The following is a 17,408-nucleotide window of genomic DNA, read 5'->3' as shown; positions in this document are numbered from 1 at the left end:
CCGATTACTACAAGATTTTGGAATCATTTAAAAAAAATCATTTTATCCCGAAAGTAACGAACTTATGAAACAATTTATTCTTTTTTTGATTCTAATTCAATGCAATTTTCTTTTTAGTCAGACACTATTGGCTACATTTCCATTGGAACTAAAAAAATCTAAAGAATATAAGCAAATTGTAAATGCGGAAAATACCGCTACACACGATGTTTTCGTATTTGCCTCCGACAAAGAAACACTCACAATCTTAAAATACAACAGCGCGTTGTTTCTGACCAATCAATTTTCGCTACCAAGGCCTGATATAGCTTATAAAGTAGTAGCCGGATATAGTTTCGATGACGAAAGCAACCCTACCCTTTATTGGTCTACCCCCGACTTTACTAAAATAATGGCTGTCCAATACGATTTGAATGCCAAAACTGCTGTTGCTGTTTTTAATTATGACTTACCTTTTTTCAATCAAACCATTATCACGCAATTTCAAGAAAACAACACTTTTTATATTCTTTCGCAAAAACACTTCGAACAAAAATTGATATTGTATGCTTTAAAAAACGGAAAAAAAGAAGAGAAAACATTGGATTTCAGTTCTTTTAATTTTAAAAACAGTAAAAATCAAGCTATAACTTTTAGTAAAATTCTAGAAGTTTGCCCCATTGAAAAAATAGAAACGAATCAGTTCAATCCATTGTTCAAAGGCAGTCAAAAAACGAAATTGTATGTCCTAAAAAACAGATTGCTCCTCACCTTCGACCATAGCGACAATGAAACCCAAGCTTTCGAAATTGACTTGGCAACTATTGAGATTTTGGAAAAAAATATTCCTAAAACCGCAACAAAAAATTATGTCAGCCTGTCCAATTCCTATTATCACGAGAGCAAAATATACCAAATCAAAGTCAATGAAGAAGAACTATTGTTTGAAATAAAAGATTACAAATCGGGCGAAACCCTAAAAAGCATTACCGTTTCAAAAACCGAAACTATTCCTTTTAAAAGCTCTCCTTTGTGGTTACAATTGGCAGGAGATAGACCAAAAGAGTTAAAAAACACTTCCAAGTTCTTGGATCAATTAGTGTATTTGGAAGTAGGTATAACCGTTTATAAAACACCTAAATCCATTTTGATCACATTGGGTGGAACCGGCGATATCCAATTTACTGATGTTGGCCAAGACAACACTAATTTATCATTCCGTAATGTCCCAACAACTATATATTTTGAAAGTACGTTCGATAAAAAATTGGACCAAACCAAACAGGTACAGGAACCACTTGCCATCGATTTTATTTCCCGCTTTAGAGAGGAACATCCCGAAGTTACGATACCTAATATTATTCGATACAAAAATTATTATATTATGGGATATTACGATACGTATGCCAAACAATATACGATGCGTAAATTCATTGATGGGTTTGACTCTTCGTTTTAATAAATCGGTGCTCGATATAATAAGATTTAATTCTCGCAGAAAGCCCCTATTTGTTGTAAATGTCTTTCAGTTTGGTATTTATTGAAGTTATCCCATTTTGGAGGAGAACTTGTTTTTTGACCATACATCGAATCCAGACAAACATTGTTGTCTTTGTACTTATCATGCAAAACAGCCAATATTTTGAAGAAAAATTCATCCAGCGTTACAATGGCTTCAAATTCGGCTTTTAGTGCGTTATAATCGCTGTCAGATGGTTTCACGATTTGCAATAAATCTAAAACTTCATTCTTTTCGACTTCGTTTATTTCGGTTAAATAACCGTTTTTTAAAGCTTTAAAGACTAAGTTATTCCAAGCCGCACTATCATGTCCCCATTGAACATCGGGTAAATTTAGAGAATGTTCACAGATAAGAATAATGGAAAAAAGAACATCGTTTAAATACTCAGCCGGAAACTCATCAAAGCTTCTGAACTCAAAACCGCTTTGATACATTTTTTCCTGATTAAAATCAAGCCCAACTTCCGAAAGCAATTCATATTCCATGTCCACTTCAATCTGGTCACGCCACCAAATGTTTTCTTCTTTTTCAAACTTTAGCAGTTTTCTAAAATCATCTACTTTGTAGGTTAGAATTTTCCCCTTTGGCATTGCTTTGTTATAAGTTCCCACGCCTATGTAACGTGACATCGCATTTCGCATAGAACCCAAAGTGAATTTTTTGTCCAAACTGTACTTATCGCTTATTACTCCCATAATATCAGGACTTCCAAGCGTTGCTATGAAAAAAGGCTCAAACCATTGCAACAAATAAATAGCATTGGCGTGTGTCTTTTCAAAATCATTGTAATCCACAATCCTGCTGTCTTCAGTCAATGAGGGCAACGTAATGTGAAAATGATAGGTGCCGTTATTGAACAAAACAAGATTTTCCTGATTGGTCATGAACATATTAAGACCGTTATTGTAATCGGGAAAATTTAATTTCCCATTCAGTACAGCCGATTCATTAATTTTATCAAGGAATAATTTTTTAGTGGCTTTAAGTTCTTTACAGGAATCGGCTATCGTTCGGTTTTCAAAATATTTGGTTACAAATTCGATAGAATCTCCATCAAAATGTACAGAACCCATCGTTTTGTTTCTTTGGGTAATCATACTTTGAATATTGTACGGTTGATCCTCAAGAAAAAGTTCCATGATAGATTTTCCAAGATAGTCTGGATTTTCAAGTGGTTGTGGATTAACCTCATCAGTATCCAATGATTTAACTGCAGACAGTGTTTTGTGTTGGTAATTTACATCCAGTTTTTCTAACGAATGACTATTAATCATTCTGCTCACTTTGTAATTTTCATTCAAACCAAAAGCCTTTTTTAATAAAGGGGTAAGACTTTCTGGCTTATAGCATTTTCTGTAATCAATACTGTATTTCTCAAAACCAATTTTTTCTTGTATAAACTCACCAGAAACTATTAGGGATTCTTCAAATTGCATGTAGGTTTCGTTTTCTAATCCTATTCCCCAATAATATTTTTTTGTCTGATTGTCTTTCATTTATACTAGTTTTCTTTTTATGGTTAATTGATCTTTTAAAGTCTTTTTTTATTCGGAAATAGGAATCTTTTATCTGTTAAATTAAAGAACAGAGACGATCCTTCTAAGGGATTAAACAAATTGTTAAATCCATTCTATTATTTTTTAAATTTTAGGAATTTATTTCTTCCGAAATAATATTCAAAATTTGGTTGTCAGGAACCGCTTTTCATATTATTGGAAGAAAATTTCTTCATGGCGGTTTCAGTCTCAGAAATCTGCACTTGTATCGACTGAACGATTGATAAAAAGTGAAATTTTATAAGGGGGTTATAAAATTACTATTGTTATTAATCACTTTTATATCAATAATTTAAGCAGATTAATAGCCTTATTGTGACTTTTGCCATTCTTGTTTTTTCCAAGTTGCAAAAGTACTTCATTATTATCTTATTTCCAAGTAGTTAATTCACTGAAAATCAATAATAATGCAAAATGTTTGAGATATCAGATTAATTTTTTAAATTATTCGTGATAATAAAACACATAAGAGGAATATAATTCATCATTCCACCAGTCTTTTCTGACTTCCGAAAAGTAGTTATAATTCTCCTTTCCCGCTTGTGATTGCAGTGGATAAACGACAAGTCCATTCTCTCGATATGCTCGATGCAAATCCGTTTCGGGAACAACAGGAACGATATGTCCAGAAAGTCCTTTTATTTTTCTTTTGGCGCAAATGATTCCAACTCCGCCATTCTCGTTCACTTGAGATTGCATTTCATCGACCGAAAACATTCTTTTCCAACCAAAGCTTTCACCCCATTCTAAGAACCAATCGTGTATTGCACTGGAGTAAATCCGATCAACAGTTTGCTCAAAAACAGCTTCAACGGCTTCTCCTTCTAATACTTTTTCCAGGGATTCATTCGTCCACCAAACCGTAGGCAGATATACTTTGCAGAAATAACAATAATCATACGAATACACATTACAGTAAGTGTCTTCTACTGTTCTTTGATACCTAACATTTGTGGCAACATCCAATTTATCAATGAGTCGGCCAATACTTTTCCGTTTACTCGCAGCATCAGTCATATCTCTAAACGGAATACTGGAATCTCCAATTGGCTTTTCCTTCATGTTCATAGAATCCAAACGCGACTCTGGATCGGGCAATAAGTCGGCTTTCATTATCTGGTTATGCGCAATAGAATCCTCAATTGTTGGCATTGAATATGTCGAATGGGTATCTTTCTTCATTTTGATTGATTTGAATCAATTGTTGTGAGTCTGTGGTTGCTTAAAACCACTAGTACATCCTTACTCTGAAAATCTTTTTCTAAAAATTTAAATGTAATCAAAAAACCAATGATAGGAAATTTAATTTCACTGCAAATCTCCGATAAATATCTCAGCTAACTCAATAAAATGCACCGCATTATTTATTTGGCTTGATTTAGTTTTCATTAACGGCCTTTAAATATCTTCCTTATCAATCCATTTCCCCACTGTTGGCGGAACGTAATTCTCCATTTTATCCAGAAGATCCTCGATAGTCTCGCTTACCAAAAGCATTTGTTGGTTTACTTCTTTCAAAAGACCTTTCTCGACCATTGTTTGGGTGAAAGCAATCAATGAGTCAAAATAACCGTCAATGTTTAAAATGGCAATTGGTTTTTTATGCAGTCCAAGTTGTGCCCAAGTCAGCATTTCGAAAAGCTCATCCAAAGTTCCAAAACCACCAGGCAGCGCGATTACGCCGTCGCAAAGGTCATTCATTTTGGTTTTTCTCTCGTGCATGGTATCGACCAAAATCAATTCCGTGAGTTGTTTATGGGCAATTTCTTTTGACCTCAAAAAGTTAGGCAACACTCCGATTGCTTTTCCTCCATTGTTCAAAACGCCGTCAGCAACGGCTCCCATAAGTCCAACGTTGGCTCCGCCATACACTAATTCGATGTCTCGTTTGGCTAATGTTTCTCCAAGCAAGGTCGCTTGTGAACTATATATTTCTTCGATTCCTGAACTAGAACCACAGAATACAGTTATTCGTTTCATTTTTTTAGTTTTTTTTCAACTTGAACTGTCAGATACTTGGTTTTTCCCTTGTTCAAATATAGGAAATAATAGTTATAAACTTGCTAAGCATGATTTCAGCTTATCCCAGCAGCTTTTACTCTCCGCTCAGTAAAACAGGGCATTCGAAGAAAAAATAATGCCCTGATACGAGCTTCGGAATGAGTGTTGTAAGCTTCGAAACGACTGTCACATACTTCGGACTGTTTAGTTTCCTCTTCTAACAAGTGGTCATATACTTCGGAAAGCAAAAAACATAATGATACAATCAAAAACTACTATTATCTTGGTGTGAAAAGTGTTTTGTTTGCTTTCAAAAAGTTAATTTTGCCTTTCAATAATACCTAAAAATAAAATCTATGTCTTTTCAACCTGTATTTGCCGAATTTTGGGAAAAAGTAAAAGAAAGCATCGCCAATAAAACATACGCCAAACTGACTTTGGCCAAAACTATAGGCGATACTGATTTAAAAAATATCTATGTGCGCCCAGTTTTAAATGATGGGGTTTTTAGCCTTTCGGTTACGGCGCGATACAAAACGGAGGAAATTGAAAGTTTTCATTCGCTTGACGAGGCCTATCTTATCCTTGCTCCCTACATGAACAACCCGTTCCTGACCGCACTTTTGTTCACCACCGAAAATGACATCACTTTCAAACTGAACAAAAAACGTGTTGGAAGTATCATCGAACAAGCACCTACTTTTAAGAATGCATCGGATGTGATTTTGGAAATGAAAGAGAAAGGTATTTAGATTGCAGGTTTCAGACTGCAATCTAAAGTTCCCCGTCCCATTCGGCATAGAACTGAGCCAGAAATCCTTGCATATAGTGATGTCTTTGTTCGGCTACTCGTTTACCGGTTTCGGTATTCATTTTGTCTTTCAACAACAACAATTTTTCATAAAAGTGATTTATTGTAGGTGTTTGACTGCTTTTGTATTCTTCCTTGCTCATGTGCAAATTTGGTGCGACTTGAGGATTATACATGGATCTATTTTTGAATCCGCCATAATTAAAAGCTCGGGCAATCCCAATTGCTCCAATCGCGTCCAAACGATCTGCATCCTGAACGATATCCAATTCGATAGAAGAGAACGTTTTTTCAGTTTTTCCGCCTTTAAAAGAGATATTATCTATGATTTGGATAACATGAGAAATAATAGTTTCCGAAACACCTTCACTTTCCAAAAACTCACGAGCCACCTTTGGTCCTACTGTTTCGTCTCCATCGTGAAATTTACTGTCGGCTATATCGTGTAGCAAAGCTCCGAGCTTAACGACAATTTCGTCACAGTTTTCTCCTTTGGCTATTAATAATGCATTCTTATACACCCTTTGGATGTGGAACCAATCGTGGCCTCCTTCCGCATTGGATAATTTCTCCTTTACAAAAAGAATGGTTTTGTTTATCAAATCTAGATTACTCATTAGCTTGTTTATGTTTATAAAAAATGCTGATTTTTAAAGTCTAAACCTCAAAAATCAGCAATGTTACTGTAAATGTCAAAAATCAATATCAATTGCAATACCAATATCAATTTTAAAAAATCTTCATTCCGTAATCTTAAATCTTAAATCTTAAATTACAGTCTTGCCGGTTCTACCCACTTGAATTGGAATGACTCAGTAGGAATAACTAATCTTTCTGAGATTCTAGCCATTCTGGCCGGCAACTTCATCAAGTAATCACGTGCTTTCTCGGCTTCATCTGTTAAACCAACTATTTTATCGATTTCCCATTTGTCAATTAATTTTTGCATGATATCCACATAGTCATTTGCAGTATAAACTCCAATACGTTGCGCCGAATCCGAAAAATGTTCGAATGCCGAACTGATTTTATTCCCAGATTCTCTCAAAAAATGAGCTGGCATAACAATTTTTTGTTTCATCATGTATTGAAAAGCAAGCATCATTTCGCTTGGATCCACTTTGAAAATTTGATTTACAAATTCGCTATAAGCATGATGATGACGCATTTCGTCACCTGCAATCATTTTACACATTTTTGCTAATTTCTTATCCCCATAACTTTTTGCCAATTGTGACACTCTGTTGTGAGAAACATAAGTAGCCAATTCTTGGAAACTCGTGTAGACAAAATTTTTATAGGGATCCCTACCAGTTCCGATATCAAAACCATCATTGATTAGATGTTGGGTTGTCATTTCGATTTCGCGCATATTCACACGACCTGACAAATACAAATATTTGTTCAATAAATCTCCGTGGCGGTTCTCTTCTCCAGTCCATTGACGAACCCATTTGGCCCAACCGTTTCTTTCCAGATTATCGACACCTTCCACTTCCATCAACCAATTTTCGTATGTTGGCAAAGCTTCTTCAGTAATCATATCTCCAACCATTGCTACCCAAAAATCATATGGCAAATCTTTTGAGATTTCTCTAAGTTCCTTTACTTCTTCTAGAAAATTATCACTTTCAGAATTAGGCAAAAAGTCAGAAGGTTGCCAAATTTTCTCTACAGGTATCAAGTACTGATCAACAAAACTATCCACCTTGTTTTCTAGAAATTGCATTACTTCTAGACGAATGTTTTTTATAGACATTATTTATAAATTATTAAATTTTTATTCCATTTACGACTGCTGATTCAGTCTTTTGCATGACATCCTTAAACTCAAAATCCCTTACAGCGAATGCTTCATGCACTACAAAGGTAATATGATTTCCTAAACCGTACGGAAAAGTTCCGTATTTTAAAAGTTTCCATGAATTATTGATACTTATAGGAACTATATAAGCCGACGGTGCATTCTTACATAAAATCTTCAAACCCGTCTGTGCAAATTCCTTTGGCACTCCATTGCGACTACGCGTACCTTCTGGAAAAATCACTGCCGAACGTTTATGTTTTTCAATATAATCTGCCATTTTTTTGATAGCAGGTATTGCTTGTTTTGGATCTTTTCTATCTATAACTACCGATCCGCCATGCCTTAAATTATAAGAAACACTTGGAATCCCTTTTGCTAACTCTTTTTTACTCACAAATTTGGGATGAGATTTTCTCAAAAACCAAATCATCGCAATAATATCATACAAACTCTGATGGTTTGCCACAAAAATGACAGGCACTCCTTTTGGTATACTTTCTCTATTTTCAAAACTAAATGTCGTACCCAAAATGATGACGATCTTCAGTAAAATAAAATTCAGATAATCAACACTTTTTTTATGAGCCTGATAACCAAATACGTGTAAACAAAACCATTGAATGGGGTGAAACACGACCAAAGTCAACAGCACTAATACTAAAACAATAAAAGATAAGGGATACGAAATTAACTTTTGCATACTATTAAATTTGCCACAAAAGTAAGAAATATATTTTTAGGTCTATTTATAACTCCAGCAATTAATCCAATCCCATATAATTATTTGTAATACATGAATTTACAAAATTTTAATCACAAATTATCAAAATAAAAAAGAAACTTTTGTCCGAATTGTAAATCCAAAGGCATTTAAAACGGCCTGTTGTATGACTGCACATTAATTGTACCTTTGCCCTTACTATAATTCTGTGTATTTAACAAAATGAACTTCACCTATCCAAAAAACGAAAAACTCAAAAGCAAAATAGCTATTGGATTACTATTTACCGAGGGCAAATCGGTATCCAAATATCCTTTGCGATTGGTTTACAATCCAGCAACTTTTGGCAATGGCGAAAAAATAAAAATTGGAGTTTCGGTGTCCAAAAAGTATTTCAAAAAAGCGGTTGACCGCAATTATTTTAAACGCTTATTACGCGAAACCTACCGACTCAACAAACATTTGCTGGCAGACAATTTAGACCAACCGTACAATTTTATGTTTTTTTACCAAAGTAAAGACCGATTGTCTTATGAGGAAATCAATACCAAAACTATACAGCTATTTGAGAAATTCCTGTTGCAAATCAAGACCGTAAACGAAAGCAAAGAAAAATAGAAGTCTGCAAAAACGAATATTCGTTATTTGTTAAAAATAAATTAACTCCACTCTTATTAACCGAGGTGTTGCATTTAATTCTTATTTTAGTACAATATAAACCAGCCCATTGAAAATGAGAACCAATTTTTTCCAAAAAAAATTCATTATTCCAGTTGTTGCCTCTGCCTTTTTATTTGTGGGGGTAAGTTTCAAAGACGACTATTTTGAGATTGCTAAACAATTGGAAATTTTCACGACGCTATTCAAGGAATTGAACAAAAATTATGTCGATGAAACCACTCCAGCAGAGTTAATGAACAACGCCATCAAGGGAATGTTGAGTTCACTTGATCCTTATACAGTTTATTTTAATGAACAGGAAGTTCTCAAATTCAAAATCAACAATACAGGTGAATATACCGGAATCGGGGCATTGATAACCCGAAAAGAAGACAAACTCATCATTAAAGAACCCTATAAAAATTTTCCAGCCGATAAAGCGGGACTAAAAGCGGGAGATGAAATTATTCAAATAGGCGACACTCCTCTGGCCGATTTCAAAGATGATGCTTCCCAATTATTAAAAGGTTCCAAAAACACCAAAATCGACATCAAATACATTCGTCAAGGCAAACCTTATTCGACCGTAATTGTATTGGACGAAGTTGAAATCAAATCGGTTCCTTATTTTGCCAAAATTGATGATAAAACTGGTTATATCGTATTGGATCACTTCAACAGAAAAGCCTCAACTGAGACCAGAGAAGCGTTGGAACAATTAAAAAAAGAAGGTGCCGAAAGAATTGTATTGGATCTAAGAGGTAATCCCGGTGGGCTATTGAACGAAGCGGTAAATATTTGCAATCTTTTTGTTCCAAAAAATGAAATTATCGTAACGACAAAATCAAAAATTGAGAAACACAACAACACTTACAAAACATCCAAAGATCCTATAGACACAACAATTCCCTTGATTATTTTAGTTAACGGACGAAGTGCATCCGCATCCGAAATTGTTTCGGGAGCTTTGCAGGATTTGGATCGTGCGGTAGTTTTGGGAAGCCGCAGTTTCGGAAAAGGTTTGGTTCAAAGACCTGTAGAATTAACCTACGGCACGCAGCTTAAAGTAACAATCTCCCGTTATTACACGCCTTCGGGAAGATGCATACAAGCACTGGATTATGCACATAAGGACAAAAACGGCGTAGCAATAAGAACTGATGCCAAAAACTACAATGCCTTTAAAACTAGAAAAGGACGAACCGTTTATGATGGAGGCGGAATTTTACCGGACATTGAAATGGAAGAAACCAAGACCAGTCCGATTGCTAATGCCCTATTAAAAAACGACGGTATTTTTAATTACGCCACATACTATTATTATAAAAATCCCAATTTAGGCACAAAAATCCCGGTAATCACCGATTCCGATTATGCCGATTTTAAACAATTCCTAAAAACCCAAAAAATAACTTTTGATACGGAAACCGAAGTAGCTCTAAAAAACACTTTGGAAACCGCCAAGAAAGAAAAATTGGATGAATCAATTGCTATAGAGTATCAACAATTGCTTACAGCGCTTCAGAAATCAGAAAATGCATTATTGGATAAAAACCAAAAAGAAATTAAAGGCTTATTACTGGACGAAATCATTAAACGCTATCAATATCAGGAAGGTCTTTATGATTATTACATTAAAAATAACCCCGAAATTAAGAAAGCAGTAAATATTTTAAACACTTCGACGGAATACAATTCGATTTTGAAAATTTGACACAAAACCATCTAAGGATGAAATAAAATTGGGTTATTTTTGGTCATAAAAGTCCAAAAATAACCCAATTAAAATTTACACAAGTTCTGCTGAAAAGCAAACCATATTACTCTCTCACCATTTCAATATGCGGAATATCATCCTCTAGATACATTTCGCTGGATTGCACAAAACCTAGACTTTCATAAAATTTTTTGAGATATAACTGAGCTCCAATGGTAATTTGGCTTTCGCCAAAGTGCTCCAAAATACCAGCAATAGCTTCTTTCATCAATTCATGCCCCCATTTTCTTTCTCTGTAGTCGGGATCAACCGTTACCCTTCCAATAGATGCGTTATCAAAAGAAATTCCAGATTTAAAAAGTCGGGCGTGTGCCACAACTTTACCGTCAAAAATTCCAAAAAGATGCAAAGCGACTTTATCCTTACCATCAAGATCAAGATAGACGCAATTTTGCTCCACCACAAAGATCCTGCTTCGCAATTGGAGTATGTCATACAATTCGTTTACTGATAATGCCTCAAAAGGCTTTATTTTCCATTCTATAGTCATTCTTGGAATCTTTATTATTTTCTCAATTTAAGTTTACAAATATAAAACTCAAAACTATTAGTATTCAAAACAAAATCAATTTATCCTTACCTCTTTTAAAATCGTTTCTAATTCATGCATGAAATCACGTCTGTCTTTCGAGGGAACATAACAAAATCCGACGAGGTAAGTTATTCTATTCTTTTTGGGATCTACGATTAAATAACTTATAAAAGGGCCAAACATAAAACTATCTTTCAATCGCCAAGTCCCACGGGTTTCATAGGCAGTTTTCCCTTCCAAAGCAGTTTCTAAAAGATAAAGTGGATAGGATGTGTCAATATACATGTTTGAGGAAGGTTCTTCACCCTTAATATAGGCAGCTCCAATAGAATCATGAATTTTGACAATCTGGTTCAAAATATTGCCCTCTAGATTAAAGTTGCTAACAGGAAATTGGGTAACCAGAATACTAGAACATCCACTGGAAAATTCTCTTTTTAGCCAAACGAAATTTTTATTTTTAATACTGAAAGAATAGCTCTTTGGAACCTTAAGATCAAGCTGAAATTGATTTTGGAGTGTTTTGGGAATCACCAATGAATCTTTTAACAATTCCCAATGGGCATCAATTTCTCCTTTTTTGATACTTTGAATCATATATGGAGTGTTCTTTTCAATTACTTCCAGAAGGGCATCAACTGATTTTCCGGTTATATGAAATACATTTTGAGGAGTGGCATATTGGTTTTGTTTCACTTCAAAATGATTCTCAGAACCTATTTTAATAACAATAATCGTCCTGCTTTTAGTAACAAAACCCTCCATTACATTAGTTGGGTATTGATTAATGTCAAAAATAGGCTCTTCTTTTGGTAAACCTTCTACAGGACTTGCAAATTTATTTCTGATACTATCTCCAACAACACCATTCCACAATTGATTATCAATAACAATTGAAATAGCATTAATCTTTCCGGTCGAGTGTCTGGAGTTATCTTCTTTTTTCTTAGAACAAGAAATAAGAGTTGCAAGAGTAAATACAAGTAATATAGCAGTTTTATTCATTTTAAAAAATCTGAATAGACTTCAAATATACTGCAGTTTATTTAATTATCCTTTAATTTTCAATCCCATTCCTGGTTTTAAATCATCTCCAGTGATATTGTTCCACTTTTTCAAATCGGATACTGTAACTCCTGGGTATTTTTTAGAAATGCTAAACAAAGAATCTCCTTTTTGTACCAGATAATTACTATCGTCATTTTTGGATGAAGCAGTAGCAATGTCTTTTTTCTTAAAAGAATCCACTGTAGCATTGTTGGTGTTAATCGCTATTTCGTTTTTAGCAACGACCAATGAATTTCCTACAGAAATGTTATTGGAGTGCAGGTTATTCCATTGCTTTAAATCCGCCAAAGAAGCTCCAAACTTCTTAGCGATACTTCCAAGGTTATCACCTTTTTGCACTTCGTATTGAATATCTTTAAGTTCCGATGCTGCAACTACGGCAACAGCAGTTTCATTCGCTACAGGTGTAACTACATTACCAACTTGTAATGAAGCGCCTAATTTAATATTTTGAGAAGACAGGTGATTCCATTCTTTTATCTCTGCCACAGTAATGTTGTACTTTTTGGCAATAGTATTTAAATTATCTCCTTTTTGAACGATGTAGAAATTCGTTGCATTGGCAACAAGCGTATCCGTTTTATCAACAGTTGCTTTGTTTTCCTTGCTTGCAATACTAGTATTGTCTTTTACTATTAAAGCTTTATTTTTATCACTATTTGAAGCCAATTGAGCACTACTTGAATCCGAATCTTTTTCGATAATTATCTTCAACGATTTACCGGCAGCGACTGAATTCCCTTTGAGGCGGTTCCATTTCTTCAAGTCAGATACTGCAACGTCATTTCTTTTTGCAATATCACCAAGATTATCACCGCGCTTCACTTTGTAATATTTCACTTTGGTGTTGGATGCTAATGCCGTAGCTGCAGAATCTTTGATAAAATTAGACCTTCTGCCCTCATAAATTTTCTCTCTTTTGTCACTTTCATATTGAACATAAGCATAAATTTTATCTTCATTCGAAGTAAAAACAGCCACTTTACTTGAAGGTAAAGTCAAATAATGGCTCTTCCCTGTGTAATTTGGAATTACATTGCGTTTGTACGAAGGATTTAATGCTTGAAGTTGCTCAACTGGAATATCTAATAAATTAGAGATTTGAGCAAATGACATCTCTTTTTTAACCATTACGGTATCGGTAGCAAAATGTCTAACTAAAGCTTTCTTGGGAACAATACCATGTTCTTTGTGGTATTCGTAGATATACATCGTGGCAAGAAAAGCCGGAACATAACCTTGAGTTTCTTTTGGCAGCTTATCCTTGATGTTCCAGAAATTTTGCTGTCCACCTGAACGACGAATGGCTTTGGTTACATTTCCTGGCCCCGAATTATAAGAAGCCAAAACCAAATCCCAATCGTTAAAAATGGCGTACATGTTAGTCATATACTGCGCTGCTGCTTCCGAAGATTTTAAAGGATCCGAACGTTCGTCTACATAAGAATCGATATTCAAGTTATATTGTTTTCCTGTTTGATACATGAACTGCCACAAACCGGTTGCTCCAACTCTTGAAACTGCTTTTGGATTTAGAGCCGATTCCACAACAGCTAAATATTTTATTTCTAAAGGAACATTTTGTTTGGCTAATGCCTCTTCAAAAAGAGGGAAATAATATTGGGCAACCGCCATTTGATTGGCAAAAGCTTTACGTCTATTTTTAAGGAAGGACTTTATTAAATTTTCTAAACCCTGATTGTATTCGATGTTAAAAGGCGATTTAGCATCCATCGCCGCCAGTCGCTCTTTCAGTAATTCAGTTGGCAACTCTATATCAATATCTTTATCAATGTTTACGGTATTAATTTCTGTTTCCAAATCATTATAGATATCTAAGGTGCTACCTATTTGATTCATCCACAAACTATCAGTTTTGACGGTACGATCGTATTTAACAAAGGTTTTTTTTATGGAATCTAAATATGAAACAGGTTTTTCATAACTCACTGCTTCTGTTTTATTCACAGAACTCTGCGAGAATGCTGCAAAAGAAAGCAAAAGAAAAAAGGAAAAGGTGGTATTTTTTATTGTCATAACTTTAATTTCAATTCGCTACTATTCAAACGATTACAAATCAATTCTTGCAAACATATAATGTATTTTCTAATTCAAACCATAAATAATGTTAAAAATACAAAAAAAAACGGCATTTAACTTATTTTTTTAAATTTTGTAAGCAAATAATTTCAAAAAGGATAGAAATATTAACTTAAAATTCGACACAAAGTTCTCATTAAAAATAACTCAAATCAAAAACTGAAAAACATATTTTTTGATTAAAAACAATTATAAAAATTAGCTATTTAAAAAATGGAACTTTGGAATGGAGCAATAGATTGCATTACTTTGTTATATAACGTAAATTATTGTATTTTAGTGCGTTATAATAAAAAAAACCTCTAGTCACAAATAAAGTGACTAAAGGTTAGATTGATTTTCAAAGAAGTATAACTAATAATTTAAAAATTCAAGGGATAAAAATTGATGAAAACATCAATACTATTAGTCCAATATTGCAGCAATTCCAGGTAATGTTCTACCTTCCAACATTTCTAACATGGCTCCACCGCCAGTAGAAACATAACTCATTTTATCTTCAAAACCGAATTGTTTTACGGCTGCCACTGAATCACCACCGCCAACAAGTGAAAATGCACCATTTTGAGTAGAAGCAGCAATATAATTTCCAAGTGCAATTGTACCTTTTGCAAATGTTTCCATTTCAAAAACGCCTAACGGACCATTCCAAAGTATAGTTTTGGATTCCATAATCACTTTTTCAAAGTTCTTTAATGACTTTGGTCCTGCATCAAGACCTTGCCATCCATCAGGAATTTCTCTTACATCCACAATTTGTGTGTCGGCTGTATTCGAAAAGTCATTGGCAGCAACAACATCAACTGGAATGTGGATTTGAACACCTTTTTCTTTGGCTAATCTCAAAATTTCAAGTGCTAATTCTTGTTTATCATCTTCACAAATAGAATCTCCAATTTTTCCACCCAACGCTTTTACAAACGTAAATGTCATTCCACCACCAATAATCATGTGATCAACTTTGTCGAGAATGTTTTCAATAACTGTAATTTTTGAAGATACTTTTGAACCTCCAAGAACGGCAGTAACCGGTTTTTCGCTATTTTTTAAGACCTTGTTTAAACTTTCAATCTCTTTGGCTAATAATAGTCCAAAACATTTACTAGTTGGAAAAAACTGAGCGATAATAGTTGTTGAAGCGTGTGCTCTGTGTGCTGTACCAAAAGCGTCATTTACATAAATATCTCCAAGTGAAGCTAATTCTTTTGCAAAAGCAATATCTCCAGCCTCCTCTTCGTCATGAAAACGCAAATTTTCCAATAATAATACTTGCCCAGGCTTTAAGTTTTTAGCAGCATTCTGAGCTTCTGCTCCAACACAATTGGCCGCAAATTGAACTGGCACACCTAAAATTTCCGAAGTTGTTTTTAGAATATGTTTTAACGAATATTTATCTTGCGCTCCTTTTGGTCTCCCTAAGTGCGACATTAAAATTACACTTCCTCCTTGGGCCAAAATAGCATCTATAGTGGGTTTTGCAGCTTCAATACGAGTAGCATCGGTTACATTAAAATTTTCATCCAAGGGAACATTAAAATCTACTCTTATTATTGCCTTTTTATTATTGAAATCAAAGTTATTCAAAGTCTTCATGGTTCTTTTTTTTAGTTGTTTTTGAAAGAATAACAAAGATATAACTTTTAAATAAGTATTAAATTTGAAAATTCTAAAAAAATTATGAATTTACTAACGAAATCGATGTAAATACAAAATAAACACAAACCTATATACTCTTTATACAATTAATTTGCATTAACCTATAAGGCCCTAACATAAAAAACATACACTTCAGATTCATTGGAAATACAACAAAAAAGCACAAATTATTTCTGCTAAACCAGAACCAATTTGTGCTTTAATTATTTTTAAAAAATCCATATTTAATCATGTACCGGACTTTGGGTACAAGGACAGTTACTAACGCCTTGCAAGAATCTAAATCCTATCGTTAAGGAATGGGTTCCCGAATTATGAGCAGCTAGATTATTATCAAGAGTAATTTGATAAGAATAACCCATTGAGAAATATCCTTTAGTAAATCCAACCATAGGACCTACACCTAGCGGCTGACCAATTTGATCATTCAAAAAACGATAAGTGGCTCCTACCCAATAATAATCTTCATATCGATTGAACTTTCTATACTTTAAATTTAAATCCGTATTAGAACGTCCATCACTTTGAAATAATTGATAATAAGCGGACGGTTCCAATTCAGCTCTATTCCCAATATCAAATACATAACCAGAATACAATTGATAATTGGCCAGCAAATTTGGCTCAAGTTTAGTTGTTGTAAAATCGATATTTTTTTGCAAAATATTGGTGGCTGTAGCGCTCACATAAAAACTTTTGTTACGGTATAAAAGTCCCACCTCAAAGTTATTATTGGTAGTAGAACGATTATCGGTAATTCCCGCATCTGGAGGAACGTTACCTAAATCTGGAAGATCTATACGAAACGAATTATAAATATACGAAAGCCCAAACGAAAGGTACTGTTTGGAATAATAGTCCAAAATAATATGGTGCGCAAAGGTAAGTTTCCCCCCTGCTTGTTTTGTGTTTCCATTGGAATCATTGTACAAAGTCAACCCGACACCAGATTGGTCCAAAACTCTAAAATCGGCATAAAGAGCTTGGCTTCGAGGTGCATCCTCTACCCCAACCCATTGCTGATATCCATTAAGATTGATTCTAAAATTATCACCAATACCAGCATAACTGGGTGAAATCACATAAGGATTATCGGCCAAATATTGTGTCGCTACAGGAACATTAAGCTCTTGACTGTAACTGGCTGTTACAGTCAAAAGAAAAATGCTAATTAAGATCTTTTTCATTTCATTTTTTATTTTGGATAACTAATCACTC

Annotated in this window: 15 protein-coding genes; 4 read left to right on the top strand and 11 right to left on the bottom strand. The window is 34.3% G+C overall.

From position 1 onward, the window contains the following. Window positions 1-64 precede the first annotated feature (64 nt). Window positions 65-1,438 (top strand): hypothetical protein, encoded by a 1,374-nt coding sequence (locus DOS84_RS02350; protein WP_111408493.1) that lies wholly within the window; start codon window positions 65-67, stop codon window positions 1,436-1,438. A 26-nt stretch (window positions 1,439-1,464) separates the two neighbouring features. Here DOS84_RS02350 and DOS84_RS02345 read toward each other — a convergent pair whose 3' ends face one another. From DOS84_RS02345 to DOS84_RS02335, 3 genes are all read right to left on the bottom strand, one after another. Further along, on the bottom strand, window positions 1,465-2,997 hold the full coding sequence (locus DOS84_RS02345) for a hypothetical protein (RefSeq protein ID WP_111408492.1): 1,533 nt from the start codon (window positions 2,995-2,997) through the stop codon (window positions 1,465-1,467). Window positions 2,998-3,501: 504 nt separating this feature from the next. Then, window positions 3,502-4,239 carry a hypothetical protein gene (locus DOS84_RS02340; RefSeq protein WP_111408491.1) on the bottom strand — a complete coding sequence of 246 codons (738 nt, stop codon included), beginning with the start codon at window positions 4,237-4,239 and terminating at the stop codon, window positions 3,502-3,504. Between the two features lie 216 nt (window positions 4,240-4,455). Further along, complete coding sequence (locus DOS84_RS02335; protein WP_111408490.1) at window positions 4,456-5,037, bottom strand: LOG family protein; 582 nt, start codon at window positions 5,035-5,037, stop codon at window positions 4,456-4,458. A gap of 377 nt (window positions 5,038-5,414) precedes the next feature. Between DOS84_RS02335 and DOS84_RS02330 the strand changes: the two genes are divergently transcribed. Continuing rightward, window positions 5,415-5,810 (top strand): hypothetical protein, encoded by a 396-nt coding sequence (locus tag DOS84_RS02330; protein WP_111408489.1) that lies wholly within the window; start codon window positions 5,415-5,417, stop codon window positions 5,808-5,810. 22 nt (window positions 5,811-5,832) lie between these two features. On the opposite strand, the gene DOS84_RS02325 is transcribed toward DOS84_RS02330, so the two are convergent. The 3 genes from DOS84_RS02325 to DOS84_RS02315 form a co-directional block, all read right to left on the bottom strand. Then, the gene (locus DOS84_RS02325; RefSeq protein WP_111408488.1) at window positions 5,833-6,486 is read right to left on the bottom strand and encodes an HD domain-containing protein; all 654 of its coding nucleotides are present in this window, start codon (window positions 6,484-6,486) and stop codon (window positions 5,833-5,835) included. A 155-nt stretch (window positions 6,487-6,641) separates the two neighbouring features. Beyond that, window positions 6,642-7,628 (bottom strand): acyl-ACP desaturase, encoded by a 987-nt coding sequence (locus tag DOS84_RS02320; protein WP_111408487.1) that lies wholly within the window; start codon window positions 7,626-7,628, stop codon window positions 6,642-6,644. A gap of 13 nt (window positions 7,629-7,641) precedes the next feature. Next, window positions 7,642-8,376 (bottom strand): lysophospholipid acyltransferase family protein, encoded by a 735-nt coding sequence (locus tag DOS84_RS02315; RefSeq protein ID WP_111408486.1) that lies wholly within the window; start codon window positions 8,374-8,376, stop codon window positions 7,642-7,644. Window positions 8,377-8,619: 243 nt separating this feature from the next. Here DOS84_RS02315 and rnpA point away from each other — a divergent pair, with 243 nt between their 5' ends. Beyond that, complete coding sequence (rnpA, locus tag DOS84_RS02310; RefSeq protein ID WP_111408485.1) at window positions 8,620-9,015, top strand: ribonuclease P protein component; 396 nt, start codon at window positions 8,620-8,622, stop codon at window positions 9,013-9,015. Between the two features lie 115 nt (window positions 9,016-9,130). After that, window positions 9,131-10,771 (top strand): S41 family peptidase, encoded by a 1,641-nt coding sequence (locus DOS84_RS02305; protein WP_111408484.1) that lies wholly within the window; start codon window positions 9,131-9,133, stop codon window positions 10,769-10,771. Between the two features lie 106 nt (window positions 10,772-10,877). Here DOS84_RS02305 and DOS84_RS02300 read toward each other — a convergent pair whose 3' ends face one another. From DOS84_RS02300 to DOS84_RS02280, 5 genes are all read right to left on the bottom strand, one after another. After that, the gene (locus DOS84_RS02300; RefSeq protein ID WP_111408483.1) at window positions 10,878-11,324 is read right to left on the bottom strand and encodes a GNAT family N-acetyltransferase; all 447 of its coding nucleotides are present in this window, start codon (window positions 11,322-11,324) and stop codon (window positions 10,878-10,880) included. Between the two features lie 75 nt (window positions 11,325-11,399). Further along, complete coding sequence (locus DOS84_RS02295; protein ID WP_111408482.1) at window positions 11,400-12,371, bottom strand: DUF4837 family protein; 972 nt, start codon at window positions 12,369-12,371, stop codon at window positions 11,400-11,402. A gap of 45 nt (window positions 12,372-12,416) precedes the next feature. After that, complete coding sequence (locus DOS84_RS02290) at window positions 12,417-14,471, bottom strand: LysM peptidoglycan-binding domain-containing protein (protein ID WP_111408481.1); 2,055 nt, start codon at window positions 14,469-14,471, stop codon at window positions 12,417-12,419. Window positions 14,472-14,939: 468 nt separating this feature from the next. Next, window positions 14,940-16,127: a phosphoglycerate kinase gene (locus tag DOS84_RS02285; protein ID WP_111408480.1), complete on the bottom strand. Its 1,188-nt coding sequence runs from the start codon at window positions 16,125-16,127 to the stop codon at window positions 14,940-14,942. Window positions 16,128-16,414: 287 nt separating this feature from the next. Beyond that, window positions 16,415-17,377: a PorP/SprF family type IX secretion system membrane protein gene (locus DOS84_RS02280; protein WP_111408479.1), complete on the bottom strand. Its 963-nt coding sequence runs from the start codon at window positions 17,375-17,377 to the stop codon at window positions 16,415-16,417. Window positions 17,378-17,408 lie beyond the last annotated feature (31 nt).

It is taken from the genome of Flavobacterium aquariorum, assembly GCF_003254745.1.
GTDB lineage: Bacteria > Bacteroidota > Bacteroidia > Flavobacteriales > Flavobacteriaceae > Flavobacterium > Flavobacterium aquariorum.
Note: the sequence above shows the minus strand (reverse complement) of the source record. Positions and strands in the feature narration are given on the sequence as shown.